Here is a 15,360-nt window from a genome sequence, read left to right as displayed (position 1 = left end):
GGCGTGCGGGGCGGACGCCAGTGCGGGCGGCGCCGCCTCCGGGCGGGACCCCCACCCCGACGCGATGAACCGGCGGAACGCGGGGGACGACGGTCGCTGCCTGTGCTCCACCTGCCCGGCGGGGGGCTTCGGTCGCTCCGCCGGTGCGCCCTCGGTCCCGTCCCGGTGTTGCCCGTTCGTCATTCCGCCATCGTCTCACCGCCCCTCGGCCCGGGGTTAGCTCGCGTACGCGGGGTGTGTAAGCGTTTCCACGCCCGGATTCACCCCGCTATCGCGAGCTAACCCGGTGAGGTAGACCACGCGGGGCGGAGCTGACCGCGGGTCAGTTGCCGGGCACCATGGGGCCCCGGGGTCCGCAACTAGGAGGTCGTCCGCCGATGCAGTTCGGCCGCAGCTACGAGGAGTTCGAGGTCGGTGCCGTCTACAAGCACTGGCCCGGCAAGACGGTCACCGAGTACGACGACCACCTCTTCTGCCTCCTCACGATGAACCACCACCCGCTCCACCTCGACGCCCACTACGCGGAGGAGACGACGCAGTTCGGCAGGAACGTCGTCGTCGGCAACTACGTCTACTCGCTACTGCTCGGGATGTCCGTCCCCGATGTCTCGGGCAAGGCCATCGCCAACCTGGAGGTGGAGTCGCTGCGGCACGTCGCGCCGACGTTCCACGGCGACACGATCTACGGCGAGACCACGGTGCTCGACAAGTGGGAGTCCAAGTCGAAGGACGACCGCGGCGTCGTCCACGTCGAGACCATCGGCTACAACCAGCACGGAGCCGTCGTCTGCATCTTCCGGCGCAAGGTGATGGTGCCGAAGCAGTCGTACCTGGACGCGCGGGGCGGCGAGCAGCCGGGGCGGCCGGTGCCGGCGGAGCGGGTGGCCAAGGCATGACTCGAGAGAGGCCCAGCTCAGCGGGGTAGTGCGTCCCACTCGGTCAGCAGCGCGATCAGGCGCGGCGTCGTCGGTAGGGCCAGCAGCTCGTCGCGGGTGACCCAGGCCGCCGCCATCGCGTCGTCCCCGGCCACGAGGACGCCGCCCAGCAGCTCGCAGCGGTAGTCGCGGACGGTGACGACGCCCCGCGCGCCGGCCAGCTCGACGAAGCCGAGGAACGCGGTCGGGCGGACCCGTAGCCCGGTCTCTTCGGCGACCTCCCGGGCGACGGCGGTCGTGTCGTCCTCGCCGGGGTCGACGTGCCCGCCGGGCACCGACCACAGGCCGACGTGGGCCCCCCGGCCGCGCCGGACGACGAGCAGTCGCCCGGCGCCGTCGAAGACGACAGCACCGACACCGCGAAGCACAGGGGCCATTGTGCGCCGGGCAGGGCCCAGGCGCCCGAGTGTGCCCGGATCGAGGGAGCCGTGCGATGCTGCGCCCCAGGTGACGGCGGTATGGCGGATGGACCGGTGCGACGCGAGGGGCTGTGCAAAACCACAGCGGAGTGGTACATCTCGGCGGTATGACTCCCGCCGAAGACCGCGCATAGTGACCGGACCATGACGCAAGCGACCGCGCGGCGGCTTGACCAGCGGCGTCCGGCGCGGAACCGTCGTGGGGTGACCACCGTGCGGACATGTCCCCGCTGCGGTGACGCCGTCCGCCCTCCGGGCTTGTGGGCCAACTCGTGGACCTGCTCCCGTCACGGCGCCGTCGTCCCGGTGCATCCGACGATCGCGCCGACGCCGGAGGCCGTCCGGCGGGTGGCTCGGGAAGCCGCCGTCCCGGTCTGGTTGCCGTGGCCCCTTCCCGAGGGTTGGTTGATCTCCGGTCTGCGCTGGGCGGGCGACGATCGCGCCGGTCCGGTGGCCTGCGTGCTCGCCGTCTCCGGCCCGAACCCGCTGCCCGAGGCCGAGACCGAGCGGGTGGCGGACCTCCTGCTCGTCGCCGAACAGCCCGGCATCGGGCTGGCGGCGGGGCTGGCCGGGCTGTCGGACATCGACCCCGGCGCGCAGCTGCGCGAGATGGCCGACCGCGAGCCCGCCCACTTCAAGATCGACGCCGGCGGGCACGACACGCCGATGTGGTCGGTCGGCGTCGCGGACGGGGTGGGATTCGTCGGCGAGGCGTGGGGCGTCTGGCTGTGGCTGCTCGCCTGGCCGGCGTCCGCGGGTGCGGTCCTGCTCGCCCGGTTTCCCTTGATCGACCTACGGGACCCGGGGCACACCTTCGACCTGCCGTGTGGCGCGGTGACGCCACGATTGGGCTGAGCATGGTCACTCGCGTGGACACCCGGGTGGGCAGCCGGCTGGCCGCCCGCGGCGATCGGACGGGTGGCCGCGCGGAGGCTCCTCCGCCACTGATCGACACGCTCCGGCTGGAGCTGCGGCCGGTCGACGCCGCCGACGCCCAGACCGTACTCGCCGGCCGGGTGCCGCAGGGCCTCGAGCTCGCACCGGGTTACCCGTCGCGGTTCTCGCTCGACGTCCTCTCGCTGGCTGCCGCGGGCCCGTCAGCGCACGACGTCGGCCCGTTCTTCATCATCCGCCGCGCCGACCTGGCGCTGGTGGGGGAGATCGGCTGCCGGATCAACCAGCTCACCAAGACCGCGCACGTCGGCTACACGATCGCCGAGCCCTGCTGGAACCTCGGGTACGCGACCGAGGCGCTCCACGCGCTGCTCGGCTACCTGCTCGACGAGGTGGGGATCCCGCGCGTGGAGGCGGAGACGCTCGGCGACCACATCGCCAGCAGGCGCGTGATGGAGAAGTCCGGGATGCGCGTCTGTGGGCGGCGACGGGGCGGTGACGGCGGGCCGCCGGTCGAGCTGGTGCGGTACGAGGCGGTCTCCGGACTGTGGTCCCCGTCGCCGCGGCAGCTGAGCCGGCCGCGCAACGGCCGCAAGCACCGTGGTCGCCGGCTTCGGATAGATCCGGCCTGAGGCGGCCCCCGCGGCGTGCCGCGGACCGGGATGGCGTTCCCAGTTCCACTTCACGTTCCAGTTCCGCAAGGCGAGCGCGGGCCGCTCCACGGCGTGCCACGACGCCCAACCCGCGGCGAGGGACGTCGCGAGTGCCACCGCGAGGTACGGGACGACGCCCGCCTGGCCGAGGTGCAGCAGCGCGAGCACCTGCTGGATCGGGAACGCGTAGAGGTAGACGCCGTACGACAGGTCGTGCCGAGCGCCCACCCGGTGCAGCGGCCGCGGCAGGCGGACGGCGGCCCAGAGCACGACGTACGCGAACGCGGGCGCGCCCGCGACGTCCCAACCGCCGAACCGGAGGGTGACGAGGACGGCGATGCCCGCCACGGCGGCGATTCGGTCGGAGATCGGGAAGCCGTCCGGGCGCACCGCCGCAACGGCGCCGATCGCGAACATGAGCCCGAACCCGAACAGCGGCCCACCCCCGAGGCTGCCGAGCAGGGGGACGTCCGTGACGTCGGGCAGGAAGGTGCGTGCGCCCGCGAAGCGGTCGTTGTTCAGCCAGTCCAGGACGACCATGCCGTAGAGGACCCCGGCGAGGCCGACGACGGCTGTGGGCCGCCGCCGCGCGAGGCCCGCCGCCGCGAGCAGGCCCACGACGACGTAGCAGAACAGCTCGTAGCGCAGCGTCCAGAGCGAGCCGTTGAGGATGCTCGCGTCCTTGAGGCGGCCGTACGGCGTCGTCGTCAGCAGGTCGCCGATGCCCCACTGCCCCATCGCCGTGAACCAGTTGGCGGCGACGAACCGCAGCGGTCCGGGCCGGGTGGACGCGTAGCCGGCGAGCGTGTCCTCGCGGATCCACCACAGCGCGGGGCCGAGGACCAGGGTCATGAGCAGCAGGCAGACCCAGAACGCCGGGAGGATGCGCAGTGCCCGGTGCCAGGCGTAGCGGCCGAGGGACGCGCGCCGCGCGCTGCGGGTGACGAGCAGACCGGACAGGACGAAGAACCCGGCGACGGCGACCGCCCCCAGGTCGGTCTGTCCGCGGCTGAACGTCGTCAGCGGATCGGCGAGGCCGAGGCCGAGGGGCCAGGTGTGGGAGACGACGACCAGCAGGGCGAACGTGAGGCGGAGCGCGCCGATCGCGTTGGAGCGGGGGCGGAAGACGTCGGCGAGGACCGGGCTCGGGCGCCGTGCGGCAGCGAAACTCTGGCTACCCAAAGTGAACGCCACACCACGCATCGTAGATAGCGTCGGCTGGTGCATCCCTCCACAGCGGGTTTACCAGGCGTGTCGACCCCTCCAGAGGGACATACGCTGGCCGGGTGATCGACCTCCATGTTCACTCCACGGCGTCCGACGGCACCGACTCCCCGGCCGAGGTGATCGCGGCCGCGGCGACGGCGGGGCTCGGCGTCGTCGCGCTCACCGATCACGACACGTCCGAGGGGTGGGCGGAGGCCGGCGAGGCGGCGCGGCGGCTCGGGATCACGCTGGTGCCCGGCGCCGAGATCTCCTGTGAGTCGGACGGTATCGGCGTCCACATGCTGTCCTACCTCCACGACCCCACCCATCCGGCCCTGCTCGCCGACCTCGGGCGTACCCGGGACGACCGGCTGCGGCGCGCGCAGCGCATGGTCGAGCGGATCTCGGCGGATCTCGACCTGTCGTGGGAGGACGTCCTGGAGCAGGTGCGGGACGGCGCCACCGTCGGCCGCCCGCACATCGCGGACGCCATGGTCGCGCGCGGGCTGGTGGGCTCGCGCGACGAGGCGTTCGCGACGGTCCTGCACTCCGGCTCGCCCTACTACCTGCGGCACTACGCACCGGACGCCGAGCGCACGGTCCGTGCGATCCGGGCCGCGGGCGGCGTCCCCGTGATGGCGCATCCGCTCGCCGGGCGGCGGGGACGGATCGTGCCGCCGGAGACGATCGAGGGCCTGGCGGCCGCCGGCATGGCCGGGCTCGAGGTCGACCACCGCGACCACGACGACGCCGACCGCCGGTTCCTGCGCGCGCTCGCCGCCGACCTGGATCTGCTGGTCACCGGGTCCAGCGACTACCACGGCACCGGCAAGGTCAACGTGATCGGCGAGTTCACGACCTCACCGGACGTCCTGGAGGCGATCACCGCGCAGGCAACGGGCGGAACCTCCAACGGCTCTTTTGACAAGGAATAACGTGTCAAAAGAACCTCGAGTCCGGGGGTAGGGGGAGGATGGGTTCGTGGCGCCACACGTTCAGGAGGAGCTGGCCGGGATGCCGGTCAGGCTCTACCCGTGTACGCCCACGCGACTGACCACCTGGCTCGACTGCCCGCGCCGCTACCGGTTCACGTACCTCGACCGTCCTTCCCCGCCGAAGGGGCCGCCCTGGGCGCACAACAGCGTCGGCGCCGCCGTCCACTCGGCCCTGGCGGACTGGTGGACCCTGCCACCCGGCGAGCGGACGCCGTCGAGCGGCGCTCGCGGCGTCGAGCGGCGGTGGCTGACCGACGGGTTCCGCGACCCCGCCCAGTCGGCGGCGGTGCGGGCGCGGGCGGTCACCTGGGTGACGGAGTACCTGGCGGGCGTGGACCCGCGGGCCGAGCCGGTGGGCGTGGAGCGCACGGTCGGGACGCCGACCCGGACCCTCGTGCTCTCCGGCCGCGTCGACCGCATCGACGACCGGCCGGCGGGCCTGGTGATCGTCGACTACAAGACCGGGCGGTACGTCCCGGGCCCGGACGACGCCCGGTCCAGCCTGGCGCTGGCTGTGTACGCCGTGGCCGCCGCGCGTACGCTCCGGCGCCCCTGCCACCGGGTCGAGTTGCACCACCTGCCGAGCGGGACGGTCGCCGCCGCGGACCACACCCCTGCCGGTCTGGAGCGCAAGGTGGCCGAGGCGGAGTCGATCGCGGCCGACGCCTCCCGTGCCGACGCGGCGTTCGCGCGCGGGGAGACCGGCGACGGCGCCTTCCCGCCCCTGACGTCGCGGACGTGCTCCTGGTGCGACTTCCGGCAGCACTGCCCCGAGGGACGCCGGGCGGCCCCCGACGTCGAACCCTGGGCCGGCCTGGCCACCACCTGAGCCGGGGCGCTCACGCGTGGGTGGGGCGCTCGTGCTCCGCGTGGGCGGCGCGCTCGAACTGGAACGTCGAGTGCTCGACGTCGAAGTGGCCGGCCAGGCAGCCCTGGAGGTCGTCGAGCATGCCCGCGAGGTGGCCGTCGTAGAAGCAGCCGTCGTCGACGACGACGTGCGCGCTGAGCACGGGTAGGCCCGAGGCGACCGTCGACGCGTGCAGGTCGTGCACCGACCGCACGTGCGGCACGGCCAGCAGGTGGGCGCGCACCTGTGCCAGGTCGACGTCCTTGGGCGTGGACTCCAGGAGGACGTCGACGGTCTCGCGCAGCAGGCGCCAGGTGCGGGGGAGGATCAGGCTGCCGATCACGAGTGAGGCGACGGCGTCCGCGCGGGTCCACTCGCTCAGCCAGATCACGGCCGCCGCGACCAGGACGGCGACCGACCCGAGAGCGTCGTTCACCACCTCGAGGAACGCGGCCCGCGTGTTGAGGTTGTCCCCGCGCGCCCGGAGCAGCAGCGCGATCGAGACGGCGTTCCCGGCGAGCCCCACCAGTCCGAAGGCGACCATGGTCCCGGAGGCGACGTCGCCGGGCTCGGCCAGCCGCCGCACCGCTTCGACGATCACGTAGACGCCGACGGCGAGCAGCACCGCGGCCTGCGCCGCGGCCGCCAGCACCTCCGCCCGCCGGTAGCCCCAGGTGCGCTCGTCGGTCGGCGGGCGGCCGGCCAGGATCGCCGCGACGAGCGCCAGCGACAGCCCGGCGGCGTCCGTGAGCATGTGCGCGGCGTCGGCCAGCAGCGCGAGGCTGCCCGAGATCAGCCCACCGGCGACCTCGATCAGCAGGACCGCCGTCGTCACACCGAGTACGGCGCCCAAGCGTCCCCGGTGCACGTGGGCGGCGCCGTGGGAGTGACCGTGGTCGCCGTCCATACGATCCACGGTACCGACCGGTGAGTTCCGCCCAACCGGCCCGGCGCGCTTGACCTGGGCACCGACGATCCGCCGGGCGTGCGGACGGCGTCGAAGCAACCCCTAGGCGTCGATCATGCAATGATCGACGCTCGAGTGGGTCGTGCGGCGGTGGGCCCCGTCCGGGTCCACGTTGATCGCGGCGGGGGCGGGGCGTGTCAGTAGCGGTAGCCCGCCACGGTCTCCGCCGGGTGGATCTCGTCCTCCCGGTGGCGGCCCGGTGCGCCGGACAGGGCGATCCCGAGGCCGAGCATGACGACGCCGAGCAGCAGGTGCAGGGCGTTGTCCTCGTAGTTGACGGGGACGATGTTGAGCTGGCTCTCCGGGTCGACCAGCGCGCCGTACACCGTGAGCAGCAGGTACACGAACCCGCCGGTGATCAGGAAGGCGCGCGAGGCGGCGGCGGTACGGGACGCCACCAGCCCCCCGAGGCCGAACAGGATGTGGACGACGTTGTGCAGCACGCTGGTCGCGAAGACGCCGAGCAGCAGGGCCTCCGACTTGTGTCCGGCCATGGTCAGGTGGTCCGCGCCCTCGGTGACCGCGGGGACGAACCCGAGGCCGCCCACGAGCAGGAACGTCGTGCCGACCAGGCCGGTGATGGCGCGAACGGGGTTCCGTCTCATGGCCACTCCTCTCCCACTGTGATGTGGTAATAGGAGGTTCGGTGCCCGAGCCGATTCGGATTTGTCGTGCGCTACCTTCTCGTGGCAACGCCCGCCACGGTTGAGCGCGAACGCGGTCAAACCAGCGCAGACCGGTGGTCGCGCCGGAGCAGAATCTCAATCCGTCCTGCCCAGCCCTTCCCAAGCATGCGTCCGACTTGTTACTGATCTCCTGTTGGCTCGGGGTCACACCGCGTACTCACGGGTAGCTAAACCGTGCTCCAATGGGGTCGGATAGGGATGACGGGGGTAAATGGGAAAGGGTTGCAATGCCGACGCCGCTTCCGGGTGGATCCTTTGCCGAGCGTTCCCAGCTGGAGGCTCTGCGCCGGGACGTCGGGGTCGAGGTCCTGTCCGAGATCGGTCGCGGCGCGCACGCCGTCGTCTACCGGGTCCGCCATCCCAGCGGTGAGTACGCCCTCAAGGTCTTCCTGAGCTCGGGCCTCGACGACGCCCAGCAGCTCGCGTTCCGGCGCGAGGCCGCCTTGCTGACGACCGTGAACCACCCCGCCGTCGCGAGGGTGCACGAGGTCGGTGTCGCGAACGGCCGGCCGTACCTGCTGATGGATCTGGTCAACGGGCAGCGGCTGAGCAGGCTCCTGCGGTCGGGCCGCCTGAGCGAGGGGCGCGTGATCGCCCTGGGGATCGGCGTGGCGGATGCGCTCGCGGCCGCCCACCGCGCGGGTCTGGTCCACCGCGACGTCAAACCGGACAACATCGTCATCGGTGCCGACGGGTCCGCCAACCTGGTGGACTTCGGCCTCGCGATGCGCGTCGACGACACGCTGGACGGCCTGACGGCGGGCACGCTGGCCTATGGCGCGCCGGAGCAGTCCGGCGTCCTGCGCCGGCCCGTGGACGGCAGGGCCGACCTGTACTCGCTCGGCGTGGTCCTCTTCGAGTGCGCCACCGGTGGCGTCCCGTTCACGGCGACCGATGTCGGCGAGCTGCTGCGCCTGCACGCCGTCCAGCCCGCGCCGGACGCCCGCAGCCTCCGGGCCGATCTGTCGCCGGGGCTCGCGGCGGCCCTGAACAGGTTGCTGGCCAAGGACCCGGACGACCGCTTCCAGAGCGCCGTCGCCCTGGCCGCCGCGCTGCGCCGGCTGGCCGCCGTCGAGGACGGCGCCGCGCCCGGAGCCGACGTCGCCCTCGCGGATCCCGGCGAAGACCCCCTGCAAGGGCGCCGCGACACGCCCATGGTCGGCCGGGAGGACGAGCTGGCCACCCTGCGGAACAGGTGGGAGAAGGCGCGTCACGGCGTGGGTGGCGTCGCCCTGATCCTCGCGCCGGCCGGCGGCGGGAAGACCCGGCTGGCGCAGGAGCTCACGGCCGAGGCCGCACGCGCCGGGTACGCCGTGTTCAGCGGCAAGGCGACACGTGACGACGGCTCCCCGCTGGCCGCTCTGCGGATCGCGGTCGACGACCACGTGCGCGCGCTGCGGCGCCGGCCCGCGACGGACGACGCCGCCGTCACCGCGCGGCAGCGGCTGCTCGCAGCCGCCGGTGCCGCGCCCTCGGTCATCAGGAACCTCTCGCCGGAGCTGGCTGCGCTGCTGCCGGCGCACGACCACGAGGGAAACCTGCGGCACGAGCAGTTCGCCGCGGCGGTCGCCGGCTTCTTCGGCGACCTCTCACGCCTGTCCGGCGGCGTCGTGCTGCACCTGGACGACGTCCAGTGGCTGGACGACGTCACCCGCCGCGTGCTGCAGCGCATGGCGTCCGACGTCGTCAGCTCGCCGTTGCTGATCGTCGCGACGGCGCGCGACGACGAGGCGAGCCGGGCGGCCGTGTCGGCTTTCCGGTCGGCCACCGGGGCGCTCCTCGACACCGAGCTCACCCTGTCGTCGCTCGACGGCGGCGCGGTCGCCGAACTCGTCGCCGCCCTGAGCGGGGGCATGACGATCGACCGGGTGACGGCGTCCCGGCTCGCCGCCCGCAGCGCGGGGAACCCCTTCACCTTCCTGGCGTATCTCGACGCGATCACGGACGCGGGACTGCTGGAGCCGAGGTGGGGGACCTGGCGGATCGATGCCGACCGGCTCGACCACCTGGACCTGTCGGGCGACGTCGCGGACCTGATCCTCGGGCGAGTCGACGCGCTCGAGGCGGAAGCGCGCAGCGTGCTGGGCGTCGGCGCCGTGATCGGGTCCCGGTTCGAGCCCGACCTGGTGGCGGAGCTGACCGGCGTCCCCCGCGAGCGGGTGTCCGCGATCCTGGACGAGGCGTCGTGGCAGCACCTGGTCGAGCGTCGCCGGGACGGGCAGTACGCGTTCCTGCACGACCGGATCCACGAGGCGCTGCTCGGCCAGTTCGACGCCGCGGGCCTGCGGGTCCTGCACGACCGGGTCGCCGACGTCCTCGAAGCCCGCGGCGCCGCGGCGGAGGGGGACCCGGACCCGCCGGTCGTCTACGCGCTCGCGCACCACCGGCTGCGGGGCGAGGTCGAGCGCGATCCCGCACGCATCTTCGAGGTCGGCTGGGCAGCGGGTCGCCTGGCGCTGGCCGACCACGCTCCCGGGGAGGCGCTCTCCTACTTGGAGCACGCGGCCGCGGCCGCGCACGCGGCGGGAATCGGGATGAGCGCCGCCTTCCTGCACGCGCTGGGGGTCGCCTACCACCAGGTGGGCCGGTTCGAGGACGCCATCGAGACGCTGAACCGGGCGCTGGCCACGTCGGACGACTCGTTCGAACGGGCGACGATTCTCTACGCGATCGTCCGGGTCCACGACAACACCTGGAACATGGCCGAGGAGGGCGAGGCCATCGACCGGGCACTCGCGGAGCTGGGCTACGCGATCCCGAAGAACCTGGCCGTGCTGGCGGTGACGAGCCTGTGGTGGTTCTTCGTCGGGATCCTGATCCTGGTCACCCGGATCGGCTACGGCCGGCTCACCGGCCGCGAGCGCGAGACGTTCCGCCTGCTGGTCCAGCTCAACGAGGCGTTCATGGTCGCCTACGTCCGCGGCATGCACCCCGAGCGAACCATGATGCTGGGCCTGCGCTCGATGTACCTGGGCAGCCGGCTGGGCCCGTCCGCAGAGCTGGTGACCAGCCGGGCCGGGCTCGGGTACATCGCGATGGTGGCCGGGCTGCGCCGCCTCAGCGAGCGGATCCACCGTTCCGCGCTGGCGGGGGCCGAGGCGCTCGGCGACCCGCAGGTGCTCGCCCAGGTCGGCTGGGAACAGGCCCTGGCCAAGCACCTGACGGGCGCGGACGCCGGCGAGAGCCTCGAGCGGGTCGGGCGGGAACAGGGCCGCTGGCTCGACACCGGGCACTACCTGGACTGCTTCCACGTCCTGGCCTGGGACCGGATCCTGCACGGTGACACCGTGCGAGCGGAGCAGGCGTTCCGCACCCGCCGCCAGGCAGCGGTCGCCACCGGGCAGTCGGGGCGCCTGGAGTGGCGGCCCTTCGACGTCGCGCTTCCCGCGATGCGAGGCCAGGCGGCCGAGGCCGCGTCGTTGCTGCAGCGGTTCCTCGCGGTGCCCGACATGCCGAATTGGGAGCGGATCGACGTCCTCGTCGCCATCCTGCACTTCGCGCTCGAGCAGGGGGACGTCGGACCCGTGTTCGACGACGCCGCCGCCGAGTTCGAGGCGATGGGCGTGCAGCCGTTCCAGCTGCTGCAGGCGCACCAGGCGATCTACGTGTACCTGGCCCACGGCCGCCTGGAGCAGTGCCGGACGGCGTCCCCCTCGGAACGCCGGGCGCGGGTGCGTGCCGCGCGGCGAGCCGTGCGCAAGCTGCGGCGGGTGGCCCGGCGGCCGCTGATCGCCGCCCACTACCGGGTGGTGGCGGCGTCCCTGGCGGAGGTTCGCGGAAAGCCCGCGGACGCACTGGCGAAGCTGGCGACGGCGGAACCGGTGCTCCGCGCGGTCGACGCGCCGATGGTGGCGTTCGAGGCCGCGTGCGTGCGTGCCCGGGCGTTGCGGCGGCTGGGCGTCGAGGGCGAGACGGCCCGGCAGGTGGCCTACGCGCTGGCCACCGCGCAGCACCACGAGTGGGCGGGCCGGGTGCGGTGGCTGTACGGCGAATTCGAGAACTACGTCGACGAGGCCACCCTGAGCTCGGGGGCGGGACCGAGCCCTCGCGGGCGGCTCGGCGCGGGCGTCGCCGCGGCCGGCGTGTACCGGCAGCGGCTCGCCGCGCTGCAGCAGGTGAGCCATGCGGCGTCCCGGGTCCTCGACCCGGACGAGCTGGGCCGGATCGCGCTCGACGAGACCATCGGCATCGTGGGCGCCGAACGCGCCTTCCTGTTCCTCGTCGACCAGACCGGCCGGCTGGTGCCACAACTCGGGCGGGATGCCGCGGGGAACGATCTGAGCGAGCCCACCGCGTACAGCGTCACGCTGGTCGAGCGATCGCACCGGACGCACGAGCCGCTGGTGGTCACGGGCTCGGACGAGGGGGAGGCGCTCGGCTCGCGCAGCATGCTGCAGCACGGGTTGCGTAGCATCATGGTCGTGCCGGTGCGGCTGGAGAACCGCAGCCTCGGCGTCATGTACCTGGACAGCCGGATCGCGAAGGGCATCTTCACGCCGGACGACGTGGGTGTGCTGACGGCGATCACGAGCCACGTCGCGGCGGTGCTGGAGACGGCCCGGATGGCGCGGCTCGAGGCGGGCATGGCGGCCGCCCAGCGCAAGCGGGAGCTCGCCGAGCTGCTGCGCCAGACGATGACCGAGCTGAGCGGAATCCTCGATCCCGACGTCGTGCTGGCCCGCCTGGCGGCGGCGGCGCACCGCACCTTCGGGGGTTGCGGGGCCTGGCTGCTGACGGGAGGGCCGCTGGCGGCCGACGTGACGGTGCTGGACGGCCGGGTGGGTCCGGGCGGGGTGGATTCGGCTCCCGTGGTCAGGCGGGTCGCGATGACGGCCGACCTCGAGCTCCTGCTGGACACGCCACGCCCCACCGTCCACGACGCGGGTGGCGACTGGGCCGCCGACGTCGCGACGGTGACCGGGATCGCCGAGGCGCCGGCGAGCTGGCTGGTGGTCCCGCTCCGCGTGCGCCAGCGCCGCCTGGGTGCGCTGGTGCTCGGGTCGGACGAGCCGGACGCCTACGACGACGCCGAGGTCGAGGTGGCCGCGGCGATGACCGAACAGGGAATGATCGCGTACGACAACGCCCAGCTGTTCGCGCGGACGCGCTACCTGGCGACGGTGGACGACCTCACGCAGCTCGCCAACCGCCGTCACGTGCTCGACGCCGCCAGCCGGGAACTGGCCAGGGCGCGCCGGTACGGCGAGCCGCTGAGCGTCGTCATGATCGATATCGATCACTTCAAGCGGATCAACGACGCCTACGGCCACCAGGCGGGCGACGAGGTGATCCGCGCGGTGGCGGAACGGATCCGGCGGTACAGCCGGCTCGGCGACATGGCCGGCCGCTACGGCGGCGAGGAGTTCGTCCTGCTCGTGCCGGAGGACGTCCGGTCCGCCTCCTCGATCGCCGAGCGGTTGCGCGTCGAGCTGGCGGAGACGCCGATCGCGACGGCTTCCGGTCCGGTCCGCGTGACCATCAGCGCGGGCGTCGCGTTCCTGATCGAGAGCGACGCGACGCCGCAGACGCTGCTGGCACGCGCCGACAACTGCCTCTACCGGGCGAAGAACACCGGCCGGAACCGGGTCGCCGTCCAGGACGCCGCCGCCTGAGTAGACCTGAGTAGACCTGAGTAGACCTGAGTAGGAGGTCCCCCGGCCGACCCGGGTTTCCGGGTTTCCGGGTTTCCGGGTGGCAATGCCTACGAGGTGCCGGTCGCGGCGGCGACCGCGAGCTTGTCGACGAGGTCGTTCATCTCGTCGCCGGAGTGCCCCTTGACCCACCGGAACGAGATGTCGCCGCGCTCCCGGACGGCGGTGATCAGCGGCTCCCACAGGTCGCGGTTCGCGACGGGTTTCTTCGCGCTGTTCACCCAGCCACGGGACAGCCAGCCGCGCCACCACCCGTCACGGAAGCAGTTGACGACGTAGGTCGAGTCGCTGACGACCACGAGCGGACCGTCGAGGCTCGTCACCGCCTCGAGCGCGGCCTGGATCTCCATCCGCTGGTTGGTGGTGGCCGCCGCCGCACCGAAGCCCTGCCGGCCGTCCCGCGTGGCCCACGCCCAGCCGCCGGGACCGGGATTGCCAGAGCACGCGCCGTCCGTCCAGACCTCCAGTGCGCCGGCGGCGGCCGGCATCGGTTCCGGCCGGTCCCGGGCGGGGGCCGCCGGTTCCGGCAACTGATCCTTGCCGTGGCCCGCGCACGTGAGGTGCGCCCAGCGCGTCCCCACCTTGGCGATCTCGGTCCCCGGGCTGATCGACGAGGCGCAGACCCCGCAGGTTGTCGCGTACTTGGCGGTGAGAGGCACGGACCGCAGCCTACGGAGCCGACTTGGATGGTCGGCGCGCGGACCGGCCGCCGTCGGAAGGGTGACGCCGACGTCCGCGTCCACGTCGGCGCACCGGTAACCGCGGTCGGCCCCGGCGTCCAGGTCCGGCATGTCATGGCCTGTCGCAACCCGACTCAGCAAAAGTGTCCTGAAAACGGTTGCGACAGCGTTGTCGGCAGACTTTCGCCGTGTGGGGTTGCGACCGCCGCGAGTCGTCCTTCGGCTCCGGCGTGAGAATCGACCACGGGGTACACGGCGCAGGGTCACCGCAGCGGCCCGAAGAAGGCCTGGAGGTCCGCCGCGAGGTCGCCGGGAGCCTCCATCGCCGGGAAGTGCTTGCCGCGGCTGAACTCGCTCCAGTGCGTGCCGTCCGGCACGGGTACCAGTCTCCGCACCGTCTCGTCGGCGCCGAAGACCGCGACGCCCTGGGGCACGGAAGCCGGCATCCCCCAGTCCGACGAGTGCGCCTGCTCGTACAGGGTGTGTGCGGCGGAGGCGCCGGAGCGGGTGAACCAGTAGAGACTCACGGTGGTGAGGAGCTGGTCACGGTCGACCGGCAGGTCGGTCCATTCGTGGACCTTCTCGGCGATCCAGGCGAGCTGCAGCAGCGGCGAGTCGACCAGCCCGTACCCGATCGTCTGCGGCCGAGTGTTCTGGATCGCCAGGTACCCCGACCCCTCCTTCCTGAACGCGTCCATGCGGTCCAGGATCAGCTTGTCGACCGGGTCATCCGCGTCGAGCCGGTCGGCCATCCCGGGCAGGAAGGTGGCGACGTTCGCGGCGGTCAGCGGGTCGGTCACCACGTGGACGCCGGTCACGTGGTCGCCGTCGAGGGAGGCCACCAGCCCGGACACACCGCCACCGACGTCGCCGCCGTGCACGCCGTACCGCTCGTAGCCGAGCCGGCGCATCAGCTCGAACCAGGCGCGCGACGTGCGGCCCATCGTCCAGCCGGTCGCGCCGAGCGGCGTCGAGAAGGCGTATCCCGGCAGGGACGGCGCGACGACGTGGAACGCCTGGCCGGTGGCGGGATTGACCAGGGGCTCGATCAGGTGCAGGAACTCGGCGACCGAACTCGGGAAGCCGTGCGTGATCAGCAGGGGTTTCGCGTCGGGCCGGTCGGACCGGACGTGCAGGAAGTGGATGCGCTGGCCGTCGATCTCGGTGACGAACTGCGCGAATTCGCCCAGCCGTGCCTCCTGCGCGCGCCAGTCGTACCCGGTGCGCCAGTATTCGGCGAGCTCCCTCAGATGGTCCACGGGGACGCCGCGGCTCCAGCCCACGCCGGGGAGTTCGTCCGGCCAGCGGGCGCCGGCGAGCCGGGCGTGCAGATCCTCGACGTCGGCCTGGGGGATATCGATGCGGAACGGGTGGATGCGGTCGCTCATCGCGCTTCTCCCTTCGGGCCGGACGAGCCGCCCGGCCAG

Annotated in this window: 12 protein-coding genes and 1 pseudogene; 6 read left to right on the top strand and 7 right to left on the bottom strand. The window is 72.9% G+C overall.

The features are described from left to right. Nucleotides 1-183: hypothetical protein (locus AC08OU_RS01860; RefSeq protein ID WP_476604158.1), on the bottom strand; the 183-nt coding region annotated here is incomplete at its 3' end. Between the two features lie 194 nt (nt 184-377). On the opposite strand from AC08OU_RS01860, the gene AC08OU_RS01855 reads away from it, so the two are divergent. Further along, a complete protein-coding gene (locus AC08OU_RS01855) occupies nt 378-896 on the top strand; it encodes a MaoC family dehydratase (RefSeq protein ID WP_476604157.1) in 519 nt (172 codons plus the stop codon). A 17-nt stretch (nt 897-913) separates the two neighbouring features. Here the strand turns inward: AC08OU_RS01855 and AC08OU_RS01850 are convergent, their stop codons facing one another. Next, nucleotides 914-1,303, bottom strand: a complete 390-nt coding sequence (locus tag AC08OU_RS01850) for an NUDIX hydrolase (protein ID WP_476604156.1) — start codon at nt 1,301-1,303, stop codon at nt 914-916. Nucleotides 1,304-1,558: 255 nt separating this feature from the next. Between AC08OU_RS01850 and AC08OU_RS01845 the strand changes: the two genes are divergently transcribed. Both AC08OU_RS01845 and AC08OU_RS01840 read left to right on the top strand, forming a co-directional pair. Next, complete coding sequence (locus AC08OU_RS01845) at nt 1,559-2,209, top strand: DUF6758 family protein (protein ID WP_476604155.1); 651 nt, start codon at nt 1,559-1,561, stop codon at nt 2,207-2,209. A 2-nt stretch (nt 2,210-2,211) separates the two neighbouring features. Then, complete coding sequence (locus AC08OU_RS01840; protein WP_476604154.1) at nt 2,212-2,880, top strand: GNAT family N-acetyltransferase; 669 nt, start codon at nt 2,212-2,214, stop codon at nt 2,878-2,880. A gap of 114 nt (nt 2,881-2,994) precedes the next feature. On the opposite strand, the pseudogene AC08OU_RS01835 reads toward AC08OU_RS01840, so the two are convergent. Beyond that, nucleotides 2,995-4,104 (bottom strand): annotated as a pseudogene (locus AC08OU_RS01835) (acyltransferase family protein); the annotation flags it as partial. An 83-nt stretch (nt 4,105-4,187) separates the two neighbouring features. On the opposite strand from AC08OU_RS01835, the gene AC08OU_RS01830 reads away from it, so the two are divergent. Both AC08OU_RS01830 and AC08OU_RS01825 read left to right on the top strand, forming a co-directional pair. After that, nucleotides 4,188-5,042, top strand: a complete 855-nt coding sequence (locus tag AC08OU_RS01830; protein WP_476604153.1) for a PHP domain-containing protein — start codon at nt 4,188-4,190, stop codon at nt 5,040-5,042. 46 nt (nt 5,043-5,088) lie between these two features. Then, the gene (locus tag AC08OU_RS01825; RefSeq protein ID WP_476604152.1) at nt 5,089-5,931 is read left to right on the top strand and encodes a RecB family exonuclease; all 843 of its coding nucleotides are present in this window, start codon (nt 5,089-5,091) and stop codon (nt 5,929-5,931) included. A gap of 10 nt (nt 5,932-5,941) precedes the next feature. Here AC08OU_RS01825 and AC08OU_RS01820 read toward each other — a convergent pair whose 3' ends face one another. Together AC08OU_RS01820 and AC08OU_RS01815 are read right to left on the bottom strand one after the other, a co-directional pair. Next, the gene (locus tag AC08OU_RS01820; protein WP_476604159.1) at nt 5,942-6,856 is read right to left on the bottom strand and encodes a cation diffusion facilitator family transporter; all 915 of its coding nucleotides are present in this window, start codon (nt 6,854-6,856) and stop codon (nt 5,942-5,944) included. Nucleotides 6,857-7,053: 197 nt separating this feature from the next. Next, complete coding sequence (locus tag AC08OU_RS01815) at nt 7,054-7,521, bottom strand: DUF4383 domain-containing protein (protein WP_476604151.1); 468 nt, start codon at nt 7,519-7,521, stop codon at nt 7,054-7,056. Nucleotides 7,522-7,829: 308 nt separating this feature from the next. Here AC08OU_RS01815 and AC08OU_RS01810 point away from each other — a divergent pair, with 308 nt between their 5' ends. Then, nucleotides 7,830-13,214, top strand: coding sequence for a diguanylate cyclase (locus AC08OU_RS01810; RefSeq protein WP_476604150.1), 5,385 nt, complete (start codon nt 7,830-7,832; stop codon nt 13,212-13,214). An 89-nt stretch (nt 13,215-13,303) separates the two neighbouring features. On the opposite strand, the gene AC08OU_RS01805 is transcribed toward AC08OU_RS01810, so the two are convergent. Together AC08OU_RS01805 and AC08OU_RS01800 are read right to left on the bottom strand one after the other, a co-directional pair. Further along, the gene (locus AC08OU_RS01805) at nt 13,304-14,044 is read right to left on the bottom strand and encodes a ribonuclease H family protein (protein WP_476604149.1); all 741 of its coding nucleotides are present in this window, start codon (nt 14,042-14,044) and stop codon (nt 13,304-13,306) included. Nucleotides 14,045-14,196: 152 nt separating this feature from the next. Beyond that, the gene (locus AC08OU_RS01800) at nt 14,197-15,321 is read right to left on the bottom strand and encodes an epoxide hydrolase family protein (protein WP_476604148.1); all 1,125 of its coding nucleotides are present in this window, start codon (nt 15,319-15,321) and stop codon (nt 14,197-14,199) included. Between the last annotated feature and the right edge of the window lie 39 nt (nt 15,322-15,360).

Source organism: Frankia sp. CcMO1 (assembly GCF_977945845.1).
This window is presented reverse-complemented; position numbering and strand designations above follow the sequence as displayed.

Coding starts and splice junctions, on each gene's coding strand:
- AC08OU_RS01800 (WP_476604148.1), bottom strand. CDS start 15,321: ATGAGCGACCGCATCCACCCGTTCCGCATCGATATCCCCCAGGCCGAC.
- AC08OU_RS01840 (WP_476604154.1), top strand. CDS start 2,212: ATGGTCACTCGCGTGGACACCCGGGTGGGCAGCCGGCTGGCCGCCCGC.
- AC08OU_RS01820 (WP_476604159.1), bottom strand. CDS start 6,856: ATGGACGGCGACCACGGTCACTCCCACGGCGCCGCCCACGTGCACCGG.
- AC08OU_RS01815 (WP_476604151.1), bottom strand. CDS start 7,521: ATGAGACGGAACCCCGTTCGCGCCATCACCGGCCTGGTCGGCACGACG.
- AC08OU_RS01855 (WP_476604157.1), top strand. CDS start 378: ATGCAGTTCGGCCGCAGCTACGAGGAGTTCGAGGTCGGTGCCGTCTAC.
- AC08OU_RS01805 (WP_476604149.1), bottom strand. CDS start 14,044: ATGCCGGACCTGGACGCCGGGGCCGACCGCGGTTACCGGTGCGCCGAC.
- AC08OU_RS01810 (WP_476604150.1), top strand. CDS start 7,830: ATGCCGACGCCGCTTCCGGGTGGATCCTTTGCCGAGCGTTCCCAGCTG.